The organism is Aeromonas sp. QDB34 (genome assembly GCF_027705405.1).
Classification (GTDB): Bacteria; Pseudomonadota; Gammaproteobacteria; order Enterobacterales; family Aeromonadaceae; genus Aeromonas; species Aeromonas hydrophila.
Genome location: NZ_JAPDBT010000005.1, coordinates 105,971 through 124,575, shown reverse-complemented (window position 1 = coordinate 124,575; position 18,605 = coordinate 105,971). Strand labels below are relative to the sequence as shown.

Here is an 18,605-nt window from a genome sequence, read left to right as displayed (position 1 = left end):
CGGGGTTTTTCTTTATGTCAACGGAAGTAACGATGCAGCTAACCAGCAAGGGGCTCAGCCTCTCCCTAGAACGTCCCCACGTCATGGGGATCCTCAATGTGACACCGGACTCCTTCTCCGACGGTGGTCATTTCAATCAGCTGGAGCGGGCGATGACCCATGCGCGCCAGATGGTGGCAGAGGGGGCGACCCTTATCGATATCGGTGGCGAGTCGACCCGCCCCGGTGCTCCCGATGTGAGCGAGCAGGAGGAGCTGGACAGAGTCATTCCCGTGGTGGAGCGCATGGTCGCCGAGCTGGAGGTGATGATCTCCCTGGATACCTCCAAGGCGGCGGTGATGCGGGAAGGCTGCGCGGCGGGTGCCCATCTTATCAACGACGTACGAGCCCTGCTCGAGCCGGGGGCCCTGGCCGCGGCCGCCGTTGCCAATGTTCCGGTGTGCCTGATGCACATGCAGGGGCAGCCCAGAACCATGCAGGCAGAGCCGCATTATGACGATCTGCTGGGGAAGGTGAGGGCTTTCTTCGACGAGCGGATCGTCGCCTGCCTGGCAGCGGGAATAGAGAGGGGGCAGTTGTTGCTGGACCCCGGTTACGGTTTTGGCAAGACGCTCGCACACAACTATCAGCTGCTTGCGCAGCAGGAGAAGTTGCTCGATTACCAGCTTCCGCTCTTGGTCGGTATGTCGCGAAAGTCTATGATAGGCAACCTGCTCGGCCGTTCGGTTGATGAACGGCTGGCCGGCAGTCTGGCCTGTGCGCTCATCGGGATGCAGCGCGGTGCCCGGATCATTCGGGTGCACGATGTGCGAGCGACCATGGATGCCTTGCGTACCGGCTGGATGGTCATGACGGGACAAGATTTCATATCCAAATAAAAAACGAGAACAGACAATGGCAAGAAAGTATTTTGGCACCGACGGTGTACGCGGCAAGGTGGGTGAATACCCGATCACCCCGGATTTTGTGATGAAACTGGGCTGGGCTGCGGGCAAGGTGCTCTCCAAGAAGGGTACTCGCAAGGTGCTGATCGGCAAGGATACCCGCATCTCCGGCTACATGCTGGAGTCCGCACTGGAGGCGGGTCTGTCCGCCGCGGGTCTCAAGGCCATTCTGATGGGCCCCATGCCCACCCCGGCCGTCGCCTACCTGACCCGCACCTTCCGGGCCGAAGCCGGCATCGTCATCAGCGCTTCCCACAATCCCTATTACGACAACGGCATCAAGTTCTTCTCCGCCGACGGTACCAAGCTGCCTGACGAAGTCGAGATGGCCATCGAAGCCGAGCTGGACCACGAACTCAAGTGCGTGGAGTCCGCCGAGCTGGGCAAGGCACTGCGCATCGACGATGCTGCCGGTCGTTACATCGAATTCTGCAAGAGCACTTTCCCCTCCAATCTGAGCCTGGAAGGGCTGAAGATGGTGGTGGACTGTGGTCATGGTGCGACCTACCACATTGCGCCTTCCGTGTTCCGCGAGCTGGGGGCAGAAGTGATCGCCATCGGCTGCAGCCCGGATGGTCTCAACATCAACGACGGTGTCGGTTCGACCGCCCCCGAAGCCCTGGCGGCCAAGGTGCTGGAGTGCAAGGCAGATCTGGGGGTGGCCTTCGATGGTGATGGCGACCGTCTGGTGATGGTGGACAACACCGGCTATATCATCGACGGCGACGAAATCCTCTACATCATTGCCCGCGATGCACTGCGCAACGGTCGCCTCAAGGGCGGCGTGGTGGGCACCCTGATGGCCAACATGGGTCTGGAGCTGGCGCTGCAGACGCTGGGCATCCCGTTCGCCCGCGCCAAGGTGGGTGACCGCTACGTGCTGGAGATGATGAACGAGAAGGGCTGGCGCATCGGCGGCGAGAATTCCGGTCACATCATCTGCCTGGATCAGACCACTACCGGGGATGGTATCGTTGCCGCCCTGCAGGTACTGACAGCCATTTGCACCGCCGAGATGCCGCTGGCCAAGCTGCGCTCCGGCATGAACAAGTTCCCGCAGGTGCTGGTCAATGTGCGCTTTGCCGAAGGCAAGGACCCGCTGGCGGCCGACGCCGTGCAGCAGGAAGTGGCCAAGGTGGAACAGGAGCTGGCCGGTCGTGGCCGTGTGCTGCTGCGCAAATCCGGCACCGAACCCCTGATCCGCGTGATGGTGGAAGGGGAACATGAACAGCAGGTGCGTGATATGGCCCAACGCATCGCACAACAGGTCGAATCGGCGTTTTAATGAACAAAAAGGGCGGCTTTTAAGCCGCCCTGGTTGTATCTTGTTCAAACGATTCGAAAATTTGAAAATAGCGCTTGTCAGCTGACAATCCTCTGGATATTATCAGCCCCGCTTTCGCAAGGGAGTTGCCGATGGGACATCGCAAGCCGTTTGTAGCAGCCAACTGGAAGTTACACGGTAGTAGGTCGCAGTTAGAGCAGTTTACTGGTCAATGTCTGAAGGACGTTGATGAACGAGTAGACGTGGTCTTGTGTCCATCCCATGTGCATCTCGACTTTACGGCCGCACTGCTCGGTGAGCAGCGGACAATGAAGTTGGGGGCTCAGAATGTGAGCCAGCACAGACAGGGCGCTTACACGGGGGAAATCTCGTGTCAGATGCTGGTCGAGGCAGGGTGTCGATACGTACTGGTAGGGCACTCCGAGCGCAGGCGTCTCTTTGGTGAGACCAGTTTTATCGTCGCAGAGAAGTTTGCGGCAGCCAGAGCGGCAGGTCTGATTCCCATCCTCTGTTTGGGTGAATCAGGGGCAGCGAGGCAGGCGAGAAGAACCTTCGAGGTGATCGCCGAAGAGCTGGACATCGTCATAGAGAAAAATGGCGCGATGGCTTTCGATAATGCTATCATCGCCTACGAGCCGATTTGGGCTGTAGGTACAGGTAAATGCGCCACACCCGAGCAGGCACAAGAGGTTCATTCCTTTATACGTGGTCGCTTGGCGGAGGATACTCCGGTCATAGGTGAGAAAGTCAGAATCATCTATGGTGGGAGCGTGACGCCGGCCAATGCAAGAGAGTTGTTTGCCCAGCCCGACGTTGACGGCGGCCTGATTGGTGGAGCAAGTCTCGATGACCAGACGTTTTTAGGAATTGTTGAAGCGGCAAAGGGTGCAAGTTAAATGTACGAGATTCTTTTGGTCGTTTATCTGCTGGTGTCACTGGCTCTGATTGGTCTAGTGATGATTCAGCAAGGTAAAGGGGCTGACATGGGCGCCTCCTTCGGCGCAGGGGCATCGAATACCGTATTCGGCTCCGGTGGATCAGGCAGCTTCCTGACCCGCACAACAGCGATTTTGGCTACTCTGTTCTTCTTGATTAGCTTGGTGCTCGGCTCTATGTCCAGCAACAAGGTCAAACAGGGTAGTGAATGGGAAAATCTGCAACAAACCCAACAGGTTGAGCAGAGCAAAGCGCCAGTCAAGAAAGACACTGACGTTCCCGAGTAAGAGTTTTGCCGTGGTGGTGGAATTGGTAGACACGCTATCTTGAGGGGGTAGTGCTCTAGGGTGTGCGGGTTCGAGTCCCGCCCACGGCACCAATTAAGCAGTGAGCCCGGGTGACCGGGTGTATTATAGCCAGTCAGTCTTGTGTGACGAGAGTGAAGTGGCTATAATCTCGCACGATTTCGGACGCGGGGTGGAGCAGCATGGTAGCTCGTCGGGCTCATAACCCGAAGGTCGTCGGTTCAAATCCGGCCCCCGCAACCAAATTTCACGCATTTCCTACGCTCAGGAAGGCGGTCGCTGCGAGGCGACAATCAGGGTAAAGCGCCAAGCCCCGATTTGACATCGGGGCTTTTTGTTATGTGCAATTTACTCTGAACCAATTTCTATCTGGGCTTTATGCCCTTTTTTTGTTTTTTCGGAGGGTGACTTTGGCTACGTTGGAACAACGTTTGACCGATCTGCTCGAGGCTCCTGTCGTTGCCTTGGGCTTTGAACTGTGGGGTATTGAGTTTATCCGTGCGGGTAAACACTCCACCTTGCGCGTCTATATCGACGGCGAGCATGGCGTGAGCGTCGAGAACTGTGCTGAGGTCAGCCATCAGGTTGGCGCCATCATGGATGTCGAAGATCCCATCACCGAGGAGTATTACCTCGAGGTGTCTTCCCCGGGTCTGGATCGTCCCCTGTTCAAGGTTGCCCAGTTCGAAAAATACGTTGGCCAAGAGGCGGCGGTAACGCTTCGGATGGCAACAAACAACCGCCGCAAGTTCAAAGGCGTAATCAAAGCCGTGCAGGGCGACATGATCACCCTGACGGTAGATGGTAAGGACGAAGTGTTGGCTTTCACCAATATCCAAAAAGCGAACATAGTGCCGAACTTTGGTTAACGAGGCTATCGGATATGAATAAAGAGATTTTGCTGGTCGTTGACGCAGTTTCCAACGAGAAGGCGGTACCCCGCGAGAAGATTTTCCAGGCTCTGGAAACCGCGTTGGCGACAGCGACCAAGAAAAAATACGAAGGCGAGATTGAAGTTCGGGTCGAGATCGATCGCAAGACCGGTGACTACGACACTTATCGCCGCTGGGTCGTCATTGCAGATCAAGCTGCGATGGAAAACCCCTACGCCGAGATTACCCTGGAAGCTGCCCAGATCGAGCAGCCAGAAATCCAGATCGGTGAATACGTTGAAGATCAGATCGACTCTGTCACCTTCGACCGCATCACCACCCAGACTGCCAAGCAGGTCATCGTGCAGAAAGTGCGCGAAGCCGAGCGTTCCCAGGTCGTTGACCAGTTCAAGGACAAGGAAGGCACCATCATCAGCGGCGTGGTCAAGAAGAGCAACCGCGACAACGTGATCCTGGATCTGGGCAGCAACGCCGAAGCCGTGATCTTCCGCGACGACATGCTGCCGCGCGAGACCTTCCGCCCGGGCGACCGCATCCGTGGTCTGCTCTACGCCGTGCGTCCGGAAGCCCGTGGTTCCCAGCTGTTCGTCAGCCGTTCCAGCCCGGACTTCCTGAAAGAGCTGTTCCGCATCGAAGTGCCGGAAATCGGTGAAGAGATGATCGAAATCATGGGCGCAGCCCGTGACCCGGGTTCCCGCGCCAAGATCGCGGTGAAGACCAACGATCGTCGTATCGACCCGATCGGTGCCTGTATCGGCATGCGTGGTGCCCGCGTTCAGGCGGTCTCCGCCGAGCTGAGCGGCGAGCGCGCCGACATCGTGCTGTACGATGACAACCCGGCCCAGTACGTGATCAATGCCATGGCGCCTGCCGATGTGGCCTCCATCATCGTTGATGAAGACAACCACACCATGGACATCGCCGTGGAAGCCGCCAACCTGGCCCAGGCCATCGGTCGCAACGGTCAGAACGTGCGTCTGGCTTCCCAGCTGACCGGTTGGGAGCTGAACGTGATGACCGTCGAGGACATGCGTGCCAAGCACCAGGCCGAGAACGACCGCATCCTGACGCTGTTCACCAGCACTCTGGACATCGATGACGATTTCGCCAGCCTGTTGATGGAAGAGGGTTTCTCCACTCTGGAAGAGATCGCCTTCGTGCCGGTCAACGAGCTGCTGGCCATCGATGGCCTGGACGAAGACATGGTGGAAGAGCTGCGCAAACGCGCCAAGGATGCCCTGACCACCAAGGCTTTGGCCAAAGAAGAATCCTTTGAAGGTGTAGAACCTTCCGAAGAACTGCTCAATCTGAACGGCCTTGGCCGTGAAATGGCGTACGCACTGGCCGCTCGCGGCATCGGTACCCTGGAAGATTTGGCAGAGCAAGGCATCGATGACCTTGCTGATATTGAAGGGCTGACGGCAGAGAAAGCCGGTGAGCTGATTATGGCTGCTCGTAATATCTGTTGGTTCGGAGAAGAGCAGTCTGAGTAAGATCAAACGGAGGAAAATGAATGGCAGAAGTATCAGTCAAACAACTTGCCACTGACATCGACACACCGGTTGATCGTCTTCTCCAGCAGTTTGTCGATGCCGGTATCAGCAAGAGCAAGGCCGACGACATGGTCAGCGAGTCTGAGAAACAGACACTGCTGGCCCATCTGAAGAAACAGCATGGAGGTGACGAGGTCGCCGCACCTGCCCGCATGACCTTGCAGCGCAAGACCAAGAGCACCATCAGTGTTCAGGGGACTGGCGGCAAGAACAAGGAAGTGCAGGTAGAAGTGCGCAAGTCTCGCACCTATGTAAGACGTTCGGCGCTGGAAGATGAACAGCGCCAGGCGGAAGCCGAGGAAACAGCGCGTTTGGAAGCAGAAGAAAAAGCTCGTCGCGAGGCCGAAGAGAAGGCCCGTCTCGACGCTGAAGAGAAGGCTCGCCGTGAGGCTGAGCAGGCTCGTCGTGAAGCTGAGGAAAAGGCGCGGATCGAGGCACAACAAAAGGCTCGACAGGCTCAACAGCCCGCCAAAGCAGCCGGTAGCACAGCTCAGCAAGAGGCAGAAAAGATGGCCAAGCGCGAAGCAGAAGAACTGAAGCGCCAACAAGAACAAGCAGCCTTGACCAAGGCTGAGGAACTCGCCGCGAAGAAAGCCGAAGAGGCTCGTGTCATGGCGGAACAGAACGCAGCCCGCTGGGCTGAAGAAGAAGCCGCTCGCGCCAAAGAGAGCAGCGATTACCATCTGACCACCAACAAGCACGCTCAGGCGGCTGAAGATGAGTTGGATCGTAAGGAAGAGACCAGCCGCCGCACTGCCGCTGCTGCCAAGGGCCCGAAAAAGGCCGGTCGTCGTGAAGACGATCGCGATGCGCGCAACCCGCGTGCTCGCAAGGGCAAGCGTGGCAAGGTTGCCACTCCGAACGCCATGAAGCACGGCTTCAACAAGCCGGCGGCCGCGGTGAACCGCGACGTGGTGATCGGCGAGACCATCACTGTGGCCGACCTGGCCAACAAGATGGCCGTCAAGGGCGTTGAAGTCATCAAGGTGATGATGAAGATGGGTGCCATGGCCACCATCAACCAGGTGATCGACCAGGAGACCGCTCAGCTGGTCGCCGAGGAGATGGGTCACAAGGTGGTGCTGCGCCGCGAGAACGAGCTGGAAGAGGCGGTACTGTCCGATCGTGACGAGACCTCCGAAGCCAAGCCGCGCGCGCCGGTCGTGACCATCATGGGTCACGTCGACCACGGCAAGACCTCGCTGCTGGACTACATCCGCAAGGCCAAGGTTGCCGCGGGCGAAGCCGGTGGAATTACCCAGCATATCGGTGCTTACCACGTCGAAACCGACAGTGGCATGATCACCTTCCTGGATACCCCGGGTCACGCGGCGTTTACCTCCATGCGTGCTCGTGGTGCCAAGGCCACCGATATCGTGGTGCTGGTCGTTGCTGCCGATGATGGCGTAATGCCGCAAACCATCGAAGCCATCCAGCACGCCAAGGCCGCTGAAGTGCCCTTGGTGGTGGCGGTCAACAAGATCGACAAGCCGGAAGCAGATCCGGATCGCGTCAAGACCGAGCTGGCCCGTTACAACGTCATGTCTGAAGACTGGGGTGGCGATTGCCAGTTCGTCCATGTCTCCGCCAAATCCGGCCAGGGCATCGATGACCTGCTGGAAGCCATCCTGATCCAGTCCGAAGTACTGGAGCTGAAAGCCGTGGTTGACGGCATGGCCAACGGCGTCGTGATCGAGTCCTTCCTGGACAAGGGTCGTGGCCCGGTTGCAACCGTACTGGTACAAGAAGGTACCCTGCGTCAGGGCGACATCGTGCTGTGCGGCCTGGAATATGGTCGTGTCCGTGCCATGCGTGACGAGCTGGGTCGCGAGATCAAGGAAGCGGGTCCGTCCCTGCCGGTGGAAATCCTCGGCCTGTCCGGCGTTCCCTCTGCCGGTGACGAAGCCACTGTCGTGCGTGACGAGAAGAAAGCCCGTGAAGTGGCGCTCTACCGTCAAGGCAAGTTCCGCGAAGTCAAGCTGGCTCGCCAGCAGAAGGCCAAGCTGGAAAACATGTTCGCCAACATGACCGAGGGCGAAGTGTCCGAAGTGAACGTGGTGATCAAGGCCGACGTACAGGGTTCCGTGGAAGCGATCTGCGATGCCCTGGTCAAGCTCTCCACCGACGAAGTGAAGGTGAAGATCGTGGGTTCCGGCGTGGGTGGTATCACCGAGACCGACGCTACCCTGGCTGCCGCGTCCAGCGCCATCCTGGTGGGCTTCAACGTCCGTGCCGATGCTTCTGCACGCAAGGTCATCGAGGCCGAGAGCCTGGATCTGCGTTACTACTCCGTCATCTATGACCTGATCGACGAAGTGAAGCAGGCCATGAGCGGCATGCTGGCCCCCGAGTACCGTCAGGAAATCATCGGTCTGGCCGAAGTGCGCAGCGTGTTCAAGTCACCGAAGTTTGGTGCCGTGGCTGGCTGTATGGTCACCGAAGGTGTGGTCAAGCGTTCCAACCGCATTCGCGTTCTGCGCGACAACGTGGTTATCTATGAAGGCGAGCTGGAATCCCTGCGTCGCTTCAAGGATGACGTCAACGAAGTCAAGAACGGCTACGAGTGTGGTATCGCGGTCAAGAACTACAACGACGTACGCGAAGGCGACCAGATCGAAGTTTACGAGACCGTTGAAATTCAACGGACTCTGTAAGGCTGGAGTCAGATTAAATAGGGGGCCGCGGCCCCCTTTTATCGCAGGATAGAATATGGCCAGAGAATTTAGCCGGACCCGTCGGGTCGGACAGCAGATCCAGCGTGAAATCGCGCTCATTCTGCAGCGCGAGGTCAAGGATCCGCGCATCGGCATGGTGACCGTTTCCGATGTGGAAGTGTCCCGTGACCTCAATTACGCCAAGGTGTATGTCACCTTCTTGCAGCTGGAAAATGATGCCGAGCGCATCAAGGAAGGGCTCAAGGCGCTGACGGAAGCCGCTGGCTACATCCGCAGCCTGCTGGGCAGCGCCATGCGTCTTCGCGTGGTGCCCGAGCTGCGTTTCTTCTACGACCAGACCCTGGTCGAGGGGATGCGTCTCTCCAACCTGGTGACCAACACCATCCGTGAAGACAAGCGTCGCATGGCCGAATCCGGTCGTGAAGAAGACGATGCCGCGCCGGATGAAACTACTGAGGATAACGCCTGAGATGTCTCGTAGACGTCGTTTCAAGGGCCGTGACGTGCACGGTATCCTGCTGCTGGACAAGCCGACCGGGCTGACCTCCAACGATGTGTTGCAGAAGGTCAAGCGGATCTACAACGCCGCCAAGGCCGGCCACACCGGCGCCCTGGACCCGCTGGCAACCGGCATGCTGCCGATCTGCCTCGGCGAAGCCACCAAGTTCTCCCAGTATCTGCTGGAAGCGGACAAGCGCTACGAGGTGACCGCCAAGCTGGGCGAGCGCACCAATACCAGCGACTCCGATGGCGAGGTGGTCTCCACCCGGCCGGTGAACGTGGCCGTGGGTACCCTGATCGAGTCGCTGGACCAGTTCCGCGGCCCCATCATGCAGGTGCCGTCCATGTACTCCGCCCTCAAGCACAACGGTCGCCCGCTCTACGAGTACGCCCGTGAAGGCATCGAGATCGAGCGGGAAGCCCGCCCCATCACGGTGTTCGAGCTCAAGCTGATCAGCTTTGAAGGGGACGAGGTCAAGCTGGAGGTGCACTGCAGCAAGGGCACCTACATCCGCTCCTTGGTGGACGATCTGGGAGAGGTGCTGGGCTGCGGCGCGCACGTCACCCAGTTGCGCCGTACCCAGGTGGCCAGCTATCCCTATGAGCGGATGCTGACCCTGGAACAGCTCGAGTGCATCTTCGAGCAGGCCAAGGCCGAGAGCATTCCGCCGCGCGAGCAGCTGGATCCGCTGCTGCTGCCGATGGACACCGCCGTGGCAAGCCTGCCCGAGGTGAACATGCTGGCCGCCGTGGCCGCCTATGTGAACCAGGGCCAGGCCGTGCAGGTCGCCGGGGCGCCGCAGAGCGGTCAGGTGCGCATGACGGTCGGTCCGGAGCGCGAGTTCATCGGCGTGGGCGAGATCGACGACGAGGGGCGCGTGGCACCCAAGCGTCTGGTGCGTTATCACGACGAACACGACGAGGAGTGATCCTCAGGCGGTATCGACGCGTGTTGGCCGTTGTGGCGCTTTCCCGTTGCGAAAAGTGACGGGGACGATTATGATACCGCCCTCATTTCACGGCTGAATTAGAGATTGGCTGTGAACCTTTAAACACTCTACTGGAGTAATACCATGTCTCTAAATGCTGAGATCAAAGCTCAAATCGTTGCTGACAACGCTCGTTGCGCCAACGACACTGGCTCCCCCGAAGTGCAAGTTGCCCTGCTGACTGCCCAGATCAACCATCTGCAAGGTCACTTCAAGGAGCACTCCAAGGATCACCACGGTCGTCGCGGTCTGCTGCGCATGGTTTCCCAGCGTCGTAAGCTGCTGGACTACCTGAAGCGTAAAGACGTTCAGCGTTACGCTGCTCTGATCGCCAAGCTGGGTCTGCGTCGTTAATCGACCATCAGATTTCGCGAAAAAGGGGAACCTCCGGGTTCCCCTTTTTTATTGCGCGTCAGGCTGTTGCCGCCCTCACAGAATTTGTGTCGCTGCTTACCTTTTGCATCGAATCAAGTATACTTGCACGCGAATTTAAAGCGCCAAATTGTAAAAAGGAAATTCACGTGAATCCTATTGTAAAGTCATTCCAGTACGGTCAACACACCGTCACTCTGGAAACCGGAGTGATGGCCCGTCAAGCCACTGCGGCCGTCATGGTCAGCATGGACGATACCTGCGTATTTGTGACCGTAGTTGGCAAGAAAGAGGCCGATCACGGCCGTGATTTCTTCCCGCTGACCGTCAACTACCAGGAGCGTACCTATGCTGCTGGTCGTATCCCGGGTGGTTTCTTCCGTCGTGAAGGCCGTCCGAGCGAAGGCGAGACCCTGATCTCCCGTCTGATCGACCGTCCTATTCGTCCGCTGTTCCCGGAAGGCTTCCTCAATGAGGTTCAGGTGGTTGCCACCGTCATGTCCGTGAACCCGGCCGTTTCTCCCGACATCGTTGCCATGATCGGTGCCTCCGCGGCGCTGGCCATCTCCGGTATCCCGTTCGGCGGCCCGATCGGTGCAGCCCGCGTGGGTTACATGAACGGTCAGTACGTGCTGAACCCGACCACTACCGAACTGCCGCAGAGCGATCTGGACCTGGTAGTGGCCGGTACCGCCAACGCCGTGCTGATGGTTGAATCCGAAGCGGCTATCCTCTCCGAAGAGGTGATGCTGGGTGCCGTGGTGTTCGGTCACGAGCAGATGCAGGCCGTTATCAACGCCATCAACGAATTCGCTGCCGACGTCGGTACCAAGCCGTGGAACTGGACTGCTCCTGCCGTCAACGAAGCGCTGAAAGCCAAGGTTGCCGAGCTGGCGACAGCTGAGCTGGGTGAAGCCTACCGCATCACCGAGAAGGCCGTGCGTTACGAAACCATCGGCGCCATCAAGGCTCGCGTGGTTGAGCAAGTCATCGCTTCCGGCGTGGAAGAAGATGCCAAGAAGATCGGCGAAGAGTTCCACAGCCTGGAAAGCCGCATCGTCCGTGGTCGCGTCGTCCGTGGCGAGCCGCGCATCGATGGTCGCGATCCGGAGATGATCCGCGCCCTGTCCGTCGCCACCGGCGTACTGCCGCGTGCCCACGGCTCCGCCCTGTTCACCCGTGGTGAGACTCAGGCCATGGTCGTTGCCACCCTGGGTACCGAGCGTGACGCCCAGAACATCGACGAGCTGACCGGCAACCGCGCCGATCGCTTCATGCTGCACTACAACTTCCCGCCATACTGCGTCGGTGAGACCGGCATGATGGGTAGCCCGAAGCGTCGTGAAATCGGTCACGGTCGTCTGGCCAAGCGCGGCGTTGCTGCCGTGATGCCGAGCGCCGACGAGTTCCCGTACGTGGTACGCGTGGTGTCTGAAATCACCGAATCCAACGGCTCCTCCTCCATGGCCTCCGTCTGTGGTTCCTCCCTGGCACTGATGGACGCCGGTGTGCCGATCAAGGCCTCCGTTGCCGGTATCGCCATGGGTCTGGTGAAGGAAGAAGAAGGTTTCGTCGTGCTGTCCGACATCCTGGGTGACGAAGATCACCTCGGCGACATGGACTTCAAGGTTGCCGGTACCACCGAAGGTGTGACCGCGCTGCAGATGGACATCAAGATCGAAGGCATCACCAAAGAGATCATGGAGATTGCCCTGAAGCAAGCTCGTGGTGCTCGCCTGCACATCCTGAAAGTGATGGACGAAGCCATCCAGGCACCGCGTGCCGAGATCTCCGATTTCGCCCCGCGCATCCACACCATCAAGATCAACCCGGAGAAGATCAAGGACGTCATCGGTAAAGGTGGCTCCGTGATCCGTGCCCTGACCGAAGAGACCGGCACCAACATCGAGCTGGATGATGACGGTACCGTCCGCATCGCCGCCGTTGACGGTGATGCCGCCAAGGAAGCGATCCGCCGTATCGAGGCCATCACCGCCGAGATCGAAGTGAACCGCATCTACGAAGGCAAGGTTGTACGTCTGGCTGACTTCGGTGCCTTCGTCAACATCCTGCCGGGCAAGGACGGTCTGGTGCACATCTCCCAGATCACCGATGCACGCGTGCAGAACGTGGCCGACTATCTGAAGATCGGTGACGTGGTGAAGGTGAAGGTACTGGAAGTGGACCGTCAGGGCCGCGTGCGTCTCTCCATCAAGGAAGCGAACGCCCCGACCGAAGCCGCAGCCGAGCCGGCTGTTGCCGCCGTCGAAGAGCCGGCCGCCGAATAAGCCGCCGAGCAGTGAAAAAGCCGACCTCAGGGTCGGCTTTTTTTATATTTGCGGCTTGATGTTGTCTCTTTTGAGACCTCTTGTTATAACGAAAGGCTTCCCGCGCGACGGGCAACAAGGAGCAGTGTGATGTCGTGGGCCCTCCTCAGGCAGTTTCCTCCCCTGGTCTGGACCGTGATCCTGGGCACCTTCATGGTGCGCACCAACTATTACATGGTTTGGCCGTTTCTCTCCATCTTGCTCTATCGGGAGTATGGCCTCTCGGCGACCGCCATCGGCGCCATGCTGGGGGCGACTGCCGCCATCTCCACCCTGGTCAGCTTCTATGGCGGCTGGCTGTCCGACAAGCTGGGGCGGCGCAACATCCTGCTGGCGGGTTGTCTGGTCTCGGTGCTCTGCTACGGTCTGCTTGGCTTCTCCCATTCGGTGCTCTGGCTCGGACTCGGGGTGCTCGGCAGCGGCCTCTCCTCCGGGCTCATCGATGCACCCGGCAAGGCGTTGATGGCTGACAGCCTGGCCTCGGCCAAGGCGCGCGAGCTGGCGTTGCACCTGCGCTACTTCCTGCTCAACCTGGGGGCGGCTCTCGGCCCCCTGCTGGGGGTGACCCTCGGCATCAGTGCCCAGCAGCAGACCTTCCTGCTGCTCAGTGGCAGCTATCTGCTGCTGGGGGCTGCCTTCCTCTGGGGATTTGCGCAAAACAGGGTAGTGGCGACCCACGGCAGCGAGCTGGGCCTGCGTGCGGCCATCAAGGTGCTGTGGCTGGACCGGGGCTTCTTGCTGCTGGTACTGGCCAACCTGCTGATGAACCTGGTCTATTCCCAGTTTCACTCACCGTTGGTGCAGTACCTGACCCGGGCCGGGACGCCAGAGGTGGCGAGCCTCATCGCCCTTCTGGTGGCCACCAACGCCCTGACCGTGGTGCTGCTGCAGTTTCCCCTGCTGCACTTCTTGGCCCGCTGGCCGGGCAAGGTGCGCCTGCACGTCGGCATCACCCTGTTTCTGGGGGCTCAGGTGCTGTTTGCGCTGGGGGATCCGCAGCAGTGGTCGCACTGGGTTGGGGCGGTACTGATGCTGAGCGTGGGGGAGACCATACTGTTTCCGCTGCTCAACGTGCTGATCGATCAGATGTCGCCCCCGCACCTGAAGGGGAGCTACTTCGGTGCCGGTGCGCTGGCCGGGCTGGGTGGCGCCATCGGCGCTCTACTGGGGGGCTGGATCCTTGCCGTGTGGGGCGGTCAGGCGCTCTATGTGCTGATGGCGGTGCTCTGCCTGTTTACCTTCCTGCTCTATGAGTGGGGCGCCCGCATTGCGCGCCCGGAACGGATTCGGGTCAGGCAGGATTGAACCTCAGTGGGTACTGTTCTGGTTGACCAGCTTCATCGCCTTCTTGGCGGCATACATGCGCTCGTCGGCCAGCCGGATCAGGCTGTTGCCCTCGTCGAACTGGACCGGCCCGGTCTGTACCAGACCGATGCTGAGGGTAACGTCACTGATCTGCTCGGCCAGCGCGTTGGTCAGCCGCTGCAGGTAGACGTCTCTGGCCTGCTCCTCGTTGCAGTTGGGCAGGATCAGGCAGAACTCGTCCCCGCCGTAACGGAAACAGCAATCCTCCGCCCGTGAGACCTTGCGAATGCAGTCGCCGACGATGCGCAGGATCTCGTCCCCGCGCTGATGGCCCTGGCTGTCGTTGATCTGCTTGAAGTCATCGATGTCGAGATAGGCGATGACCACCGGCTCTGAGCGGCGCTGGCAGGTACGCAGGGTGCGGGTCAGGTTCTCCTGCAGGTGGCGTACGCTGAGCAGGCCGGTGAGGGCATCGGTCCGGCTCATCTCCTCCAGCTGCTGGGTACGTTCGCGCACCTTCTCCTCCAGCGACTTGGCGTAGATCTCCGATTTCTCCTTGGAGGACTCTATCTCCGACACCAGGCTGCGAATATAGGTCTCGAACACCAGGGTGATGTCGAACAGGAACAGCTTGTCGAGGGCGGTCAGCATGGTGATGCGGTCCGGCTCATGGTCTATCTGGGTAAAGATATCCTCGATGAGCAGCCCCTTGAGGGTGTTGATGGCGGCCAGATAGAGCTTGGGCTCTACCCCGATCCGCTTGTGCACCAGCCCGATCCGCAGCCGGTTGTTGACGTATTCCAGGTCGTACAGGCCGCTGAACAGGTCGAGAATGTAGCGGCGCTGGGCGGCCCGCAGCCGGGTGAGGGTGTCGGCGTCGCCGATCAGCAGGGCAATTTCGGTGATCCCGGTCTGCAGGGTGTAAAACTTGTCGACCAGGGCGTCGATGTGGGGCTCGATTTTGGGACGGTAGCTGGCGAGCAGGGCGAAATCCCGTTCATCCAGCAGCAACAGCTCCTTGCGATGAGCGATTTCGAACTCGGTGATCCGCATTTGTTCCAGCAGAGTCTGTTCGGTTGGATTCATGGCAGTTCCCTGAACGAAAATGAAAGCGCGCACGTTGTTATCTAACTGACAGTGTAGACATTAACAGCTGTGAACAGGTTTTCAAATGGCGCAGGATTGTTGCAGATCAATGCCTGCGCCTGGTTCTCTCACTGCTAGAAGGTCAACACCTTGTCGGCCGCCAGTGTCCACTGGGCCAGCAGCGGCAGGGTGCCGATCTCGATCCCCTCGATGAGCGGCAGCGCCGTGATGCCACGGGCATCGGTACAGGTCTTGCAAAGGCGGATGCTGATCCCCTGAGCCAGCAGGATCTCCAGCATCTGGCGCAGGTTGTAGCCCTCGGCCGGGGCCTGGCCCGCCAGTGCGGCGCTGACCGCATCTGACATCAGAAACAGTTTCAGGTTGGCACCGCCCTGCTCGCGCAGGGCGATGGCCAGGCGCAGGGTATTGAACAGGGATTCGCTGCCATAGGGGGCGCCGTTGGCGATGATGACAATCTCTTGATTCATAACGGACTCCTTGATGAAAGTAGCCATTGTAGGCCCATCGGCACCCCGTTGGCGTGATGTCGCACAAACTCTGTCGTAGCTGGTTTGCCCGCGCCTTGACCCGGCCGGCCGAGTACGGTCTGATAGGCGGCCATCAAACATGACAGGGGAACGAGGTCGTTATGTGGAAGGTTATCGGAATGAGCATGCTGCTGTTGGCCGGCCAGGCCTATGGCAGTGAGGCCGTTGGCTGCAAGGCGCGCCAGCAGGCCGTCAAGGATCAGCTGGTGTTTGCCAAGGCGCACGACAATGCGGATCAGGTCGCCGGGCTGGAGCGGGCCCTGCGCAATATCGAGACTCACTGCACCGACGCCGGCCTGTTCAAGGAGCAGCAGCAGCGGGTGGCGGAGCTCAAGGTGCAGGTCAACGAACGGTTGGTCGAGCTGCAAAACGCCAGGGTGACGGGCAAGCCCGACAAGATCGCCAAGAAGCAGGCCAAGCTGGAAGAGGCCCAGACCAAGCTGCTGGCCGCCCAGCGCGAGCTGGATGCGCTGAGCAAGCTTGCCAAACCCTGACTCATTGATGAAAAAAGAAGCCGGCGCAGTCCGGCTTCTTTTTTATCTCGTGTTTCCCGCCGGGCTGGCTCAGCCGCCGCGCCGACCCACCATGTCGGCCGGCACCACCCAGGCATCGAACTGCTGCGCCGTCAGGTGGCCGGAGGCGATGGCCGCCTCCCGCAGGCTGAGCCCCTCATGGTGGGCCCGCTTGGCGATCTCTGCCGCCTTGTCATAGCCGATATGGGGGTTGAGCGCCGTCACCAGCATCAGGGAGCGGGCCAGCAGCTCGTCGATTCGGGGCTGGTTTGGGGTGATGCCGACGGCGCAGTGGTCGTGGAAGCTCTGCATGCCGTCCGCCAGCAGCCGCACGCTCTGCAGGAAGTTGTGGGCGATCATCGGCCTGAACACGTTGAGCTCGAAATTGCCGCTGGCACCGCCGATGTTGATGGCCACGTCGTTGCCCATCACCTGGGCGCACAGCATGGTGAGTGCCTCGCACTGGGTCGGATTGACCTTGCCGGGCATGATGGAAGAGCCAGGCTCGTTTTCCGGGATGAGCAGCTCCCCCAGCCCGCTGCGGGGACCGCTCGCCAGCCAGCGCACGTCGTTGGCGATCTTCATGAGGGAGGCGGCCAGCGTCTTGAGGGCGCCGTGGCCATGCACCAGGGCATCGCTCGCCGCCAGCGCCTCGAACTTGTTGGGGGCGCTCACCAGCGGCAGCCCGGTCTGCTCGGCCAGGGTGGCGGCCACCGCCTCGGCGAAGCCGGGCGGGGTGTTGAGGCCGGTGCCGACGGCGGTGCCCCCCAGCGCCAGCTCGCACAGATGGGGCAGGGCGGCCCGGATATGGCGCTCCCCCTGCTGGAGCTGGGCGACCCAGCCGGAGAACTCCTGCCCCAGGGTGAGCGGGGTGGCATCCTGCAGATGGGTGCGGCCGATCTTGACGATGTTGTCGAAGGCTGCCGCCTTGCCGGCCAGGGTGGTGCGCAGGGCGGCCAGGGCGGGCAGCAGTTGCTGGGTGATGGCCGTGACGGCCGCCAGGTTCATGGCGCTCGGGAAGACGTCGTTGCTCGACTGGCTCTTGTTCACCTCGTCGTTGGGGTGCACCAGCCGCCCCTCGCCACGGGTGCCGCCGAGCAGCTCGCTGGCCCGGTTGGCCAGCACCTCGTTGAGGTTCATGTTGGTCTGGGTGCCGGAGCCTGTCTGCCATACCCGCAGCGGGAACTCCTCATCATGCTGGCCGCACAGGATCTCGTCGGCGGCGCTCATGATGGCTTGGGCCGTGCGGGCGGGCAGCAGTCCGTTGGCGTGGTTGACCCGGGCACAGGCCGACTTGATGCGGGCCAGGGCGTGGATCAGCGCCATCGGCTGGCGCTCGCCGGAGATGTCGAAGTGTTGCAGGGAGCGCTGGGTCTGGGCCCCCCACAGCCGATCGGCCGGCACGGCGATCGCGCCGAAGCTGTCGTGTTCAGTCCTGCTCTTCATCTCATCCTCCCTTCATTGCAAGAAAGGGGCGACATCCTGCGCCCCCAGTGGGTTTTCAGCCGGTCAGCATCATTCAGCCGCGCGGGCGAAACGGCGTCAACTCGGCCAGCGGCGCGGCCGTGCTGAACTCCTGGGTGGTCTCGGCGTGTTTGAAGATTTTGAAGCCTTCGCCGCGGGCGCTCCAGTATTCGATGTGCTCACCACTGACCTGGAGCAGGCTCGCCTCGCGCAAAGCCACCACGTGTTCGCTCGGGTTGATGGCGCAGAACTCGGCCAGGCGCTCGTCGCGGGTCTCCCCCATGTGGCCGCTGATGCTGGCATCCAGATAGTGGGGGTTGATCTGCAGCGGGAACAGCCCCAGCGCAGGCAGCACGGCGGCGCTGCAGACCGGCATGTCGTTGGTGGTGCGGATGCTCGGGGTTGCCACGTTGCAACCGGCGCTCCAGCCCACATAGGGCACGCCCCGCTCGCGCACGGCACGCTGGATGGGCACCACCAGGCCGTTCTCGTGCAGCAGCTGGTTGAGGCGCCAGGTGTTGCCGCCGCTGATGAAGATGGCGTCGGCATGGTTGATCGCGTCCACCGGGTCATCGAACTGATGGATGCTGATGGCCTCCACCCCCAGGCTCTCGCTGAGCTCCAAGGCGCGGGCATCCCAGTCGCTGCGGATCACCGCGTAGGGGATGAGCAGGATGCGCTTGACCTGTTTGCGGGCGAGCAGGGTCTGCACCCGATCCCGGGCCCAGCCGAGCAGGCCCGGGCATTCGGTGGCTTTGCCGTTGCTGAGAAGAAGCAGTTCCATGAAGCGTGTCCTCGATAAGTGAAAGCGCGAAGAGGTCACCGGCCCTAGCCGGGTGACGGAAGCCCCCATTCTAGCCCGATCGCTGCTCGGGTTCTGTGATCGATGGCGCCATGTATCCTGATGAGG

The 18,605-nt window shown here is 60.5% G+C and carries 17 protein-coding genes and 2 tRNA genes; 15 read left to right on the top strand and 4 right to left on the bottom strand.

Going from position 1 to position 18,605, the window contains the following annotated elements; all coding sequences use genetic code 11:
• Window positions 1–32 precede the first annotated feature (32 nt).
• From folP to OKC29_RS09435, 14 genes are all read left to right on the top strand, one after another.
• Window positions 33–878 carry a dihydropteroate synthase gene (folP, locus tag OKC29_RS09500; protein WP_073351372.1) on the top strand — a complete coding sequence of 282 codons (846 nt, stop codon included), beginning with the start codon at window positions 33–35 and terminating at the stop codon, window positions 876–878.
• Window positions 879–894: 16 nt separating this feature from the next.
• On the top strand, window positions 895–2,229 hold the full coding sequence (glmM, locus tag OKC29_RS09495; RefSeq protein WP_016351721.1) for a phosphoglucosamine mutase: 1,335 nt from the start codon (window positions 895–897) through the stop codon (window positions 2,227–2,229).
• Window positions 2,230–2,360: 131 nt separating this feature from the next.
• On the top strand, window positions 2,361–3,125 hold the full coding sequence (tpiA, locus tag OKC29_RS09490) for a triose-phosphate isomerase (protein WP_029299295.1): 765 nt from the start codon (window positions 2,361–2,363) through the stop codon (window positions 3,123–3,125).
• Entirely contained in the window at window positions 3,126–3,452 is a 327-nt protein-coding gene (gene secG, locus OKC29_RS09485; RefSeq protein WP_010633113.1) for a preprotein translocase subunit SecG, read from the top strand.
• Between the two features lie 7 nt (window positions 3,453–3,459).
• Window positions 3,460–3,544: transfer RNA gene (locus OKC29_RS09480), tRNA-Leu, on the top strand.
• Between the two features lie 92 nt (window positions 3,545–3,636).
• Window positions 3,637–3,713 (top strand) — tRNA-Met (locus OKC29_RS09475).
• 167 nt (window positions 3,714–3,880) lie between these two features.
• Complete coding sequence (gene rimP / locus OKC29_RS09470; RefSeq protein ID WP_016351719.1) at window positions 3,881–4,339, top strand: ribosome maturation factor RimP; 459 nt, start codon at window positions 3,881–3,883, stop codon at window positions 4,337–4,339.
• A gap of 14 nt (window positions 4,340–4,353) precedes the next feature.
• On the top strand, window positions 4,354–5,856 hold the full coding sequence (gene nusA / locus OKC29_RS09465; protein WP_011707075.1) for a transcription termination factor NusA: 1,503 nt from the start codon (window positions 4,354–4,356) through the stop codon (window positions 5,854–5,856).
• Between the two features lie 20 nt (window positions 5,857–5,876).
• Window positions 5,877–8,570: a translation initiation factor IF-2 gene (infB, locus tag OKC29_RS09460; RefSeq protein WP_016351718.1), complete on the top strand. Its 2,694-nt coding sequence runs from the start codon at window positions 5,877–5,879 to the stop codon at window positions 8,568–8,570.
• A 55-nt stretch (window positions 8,571–8,625) separates the two neighbouring features.
• Complete coding sequence (rbfA, locus tag OKC29_RS09455; RefSeq protein ID WP_011707073.1) at window positions 8,626–9,060, top strand: 30S ribosome-binding factor RbfA; 435 nt, start codon at window positions 8,626–8,628, stop codon at window positions 9,058–9,060.
• Window position 9,061: 1 nt separating this feature from the next.
• Window positions 9,062–10,021 carry a tRNA pseudouridine(55) synthase TruB gene (gene truB / locus OKC29_RS09450; RefSeq protein ID WP_016351717.1) on the top strand — a complete coding sequence of 320 codons (960 nt, stop codon included), beginning with the start codon at window positions 9,062–9,064 and terminating at the stop codon, window positions 10,019–10,021.
• Window positions 10,022–10,165: 144 nt separating this feature from the next.
• A complete protein-coding gene (gene rpsO / locus OKC29_RS09445; RefSeq protein ID WP_005298162.1) occupies window positions 10,166–10,435 on the top strand; it encodes a 30S ribosomal protein S15 in 270 nt (89 codons plus the stop codon).
• 167 nt (window positions 10,436–10,602) lie between these two features.
• Complete coding sequence (gene pnp, locus OKC29_RS09440; protein ID WP_011707071.1) at window positions 10,603–12,741, top strand: polyribonucleotide nucleotidyltransferase; 2,139 nt, start codon at window positions 10,603–10,605, stop codon at window positions 12,739–12,741.
• A 48-nt stretch (window positions 12,742–12,789) separates the two neighbouring features.
• Window positions 12,790–14,085, top strand: coding sequence for an MFS transporter (locus OKC29_RS09435; RefSeq protein ID WP_269149520.1), 1,296 nt, complete (start codon window positions 12,790–12,792; stop codon window positions 14,083–14,085).
• 3 nt (window positions 14,086–14,088) lie between these two features.
• Here the strand turns inward: OKC29_RS09435 and OKC29_RS09430 are convergent, their stop codons facing one another.
• Both OKC29_RS09430 and OKC29_RS09425 read right to left on the bottom strand, forming a co-directional pair.
• On the bottom strand, window positions 14,089–15,171 hold the full coding sequence (locus tag OKC29_RS09430) for a protoglobin domain-containing protein (protein ID WP_043121007.1): 1,083 nt from the start codon (window positions 15,169–15,171) through the stop codon (window positions 14,089–14,091).
• A 134-nt stretch (window positions 15,172–15,305) separates the two neighbouring features.
• Entirely contained in the window at window positions 15,306–15,659 is a 354-nt protein-coding gene (locus OKC29_RS09425; protein ID WP_073351368.1) for a DsrE/DsrF/TusD sulfur relay family protein, read from the bottom strand.
• A gap of 179 nt (window positions 15,660–15,838) precedes the next feature.
• Here OKC29_RS09425 and OKC29_RS09420 point away from each other — a divergent pair, with 179 nt between their 5' ends.
• Window positions 15,839–16,213: a DUF1090 domain-containing protein gene (locus OKC29_RS09420; protein ID WP_073351367.1), complete on the top strand. Its 375-nt coding sequence runs from the start codon at window positions 15,839–15,841 to the stop codon at window positions 16,211–16,213.
• 69 nt (window positions 16,214–16,282) lie between these two features.
• Here OKC29_RS09420 and fumC read toward each other — a convergent pair whose 3' ends face one another.
• Together fumC and pepE are read right to left on the bottom strand one after the other, a co-directional pair.
• Window positions 16,283–17,677 (bottom strand): class II fumarate hydratase, encoded by a 1,395-nt coding sequence (gene fumC, locus OKC29_RS09415; RefSeq protein WP_073351365.1) that lies wholly within the window; start codon window positions 17,675–17,677, stop codon window positions 16,283–16,285.
• A gap of 73 nt (window positions 17,678–17,750) precedes the next feature.
• On the bottom strand, window positions 17,751–18,479 hold the full coding sequence (gene pepE / locus OKC29_RS09410; protein ID WP_041216229.1) for a dipeptidase PepE: 729 nt from the start codon (window positions 18,477–18,479) through the stop codon (window positions 17,751–17,753).
• Between the last annotated feature and the right edge of the window lie 126 nt (window positions 18,480–18,605).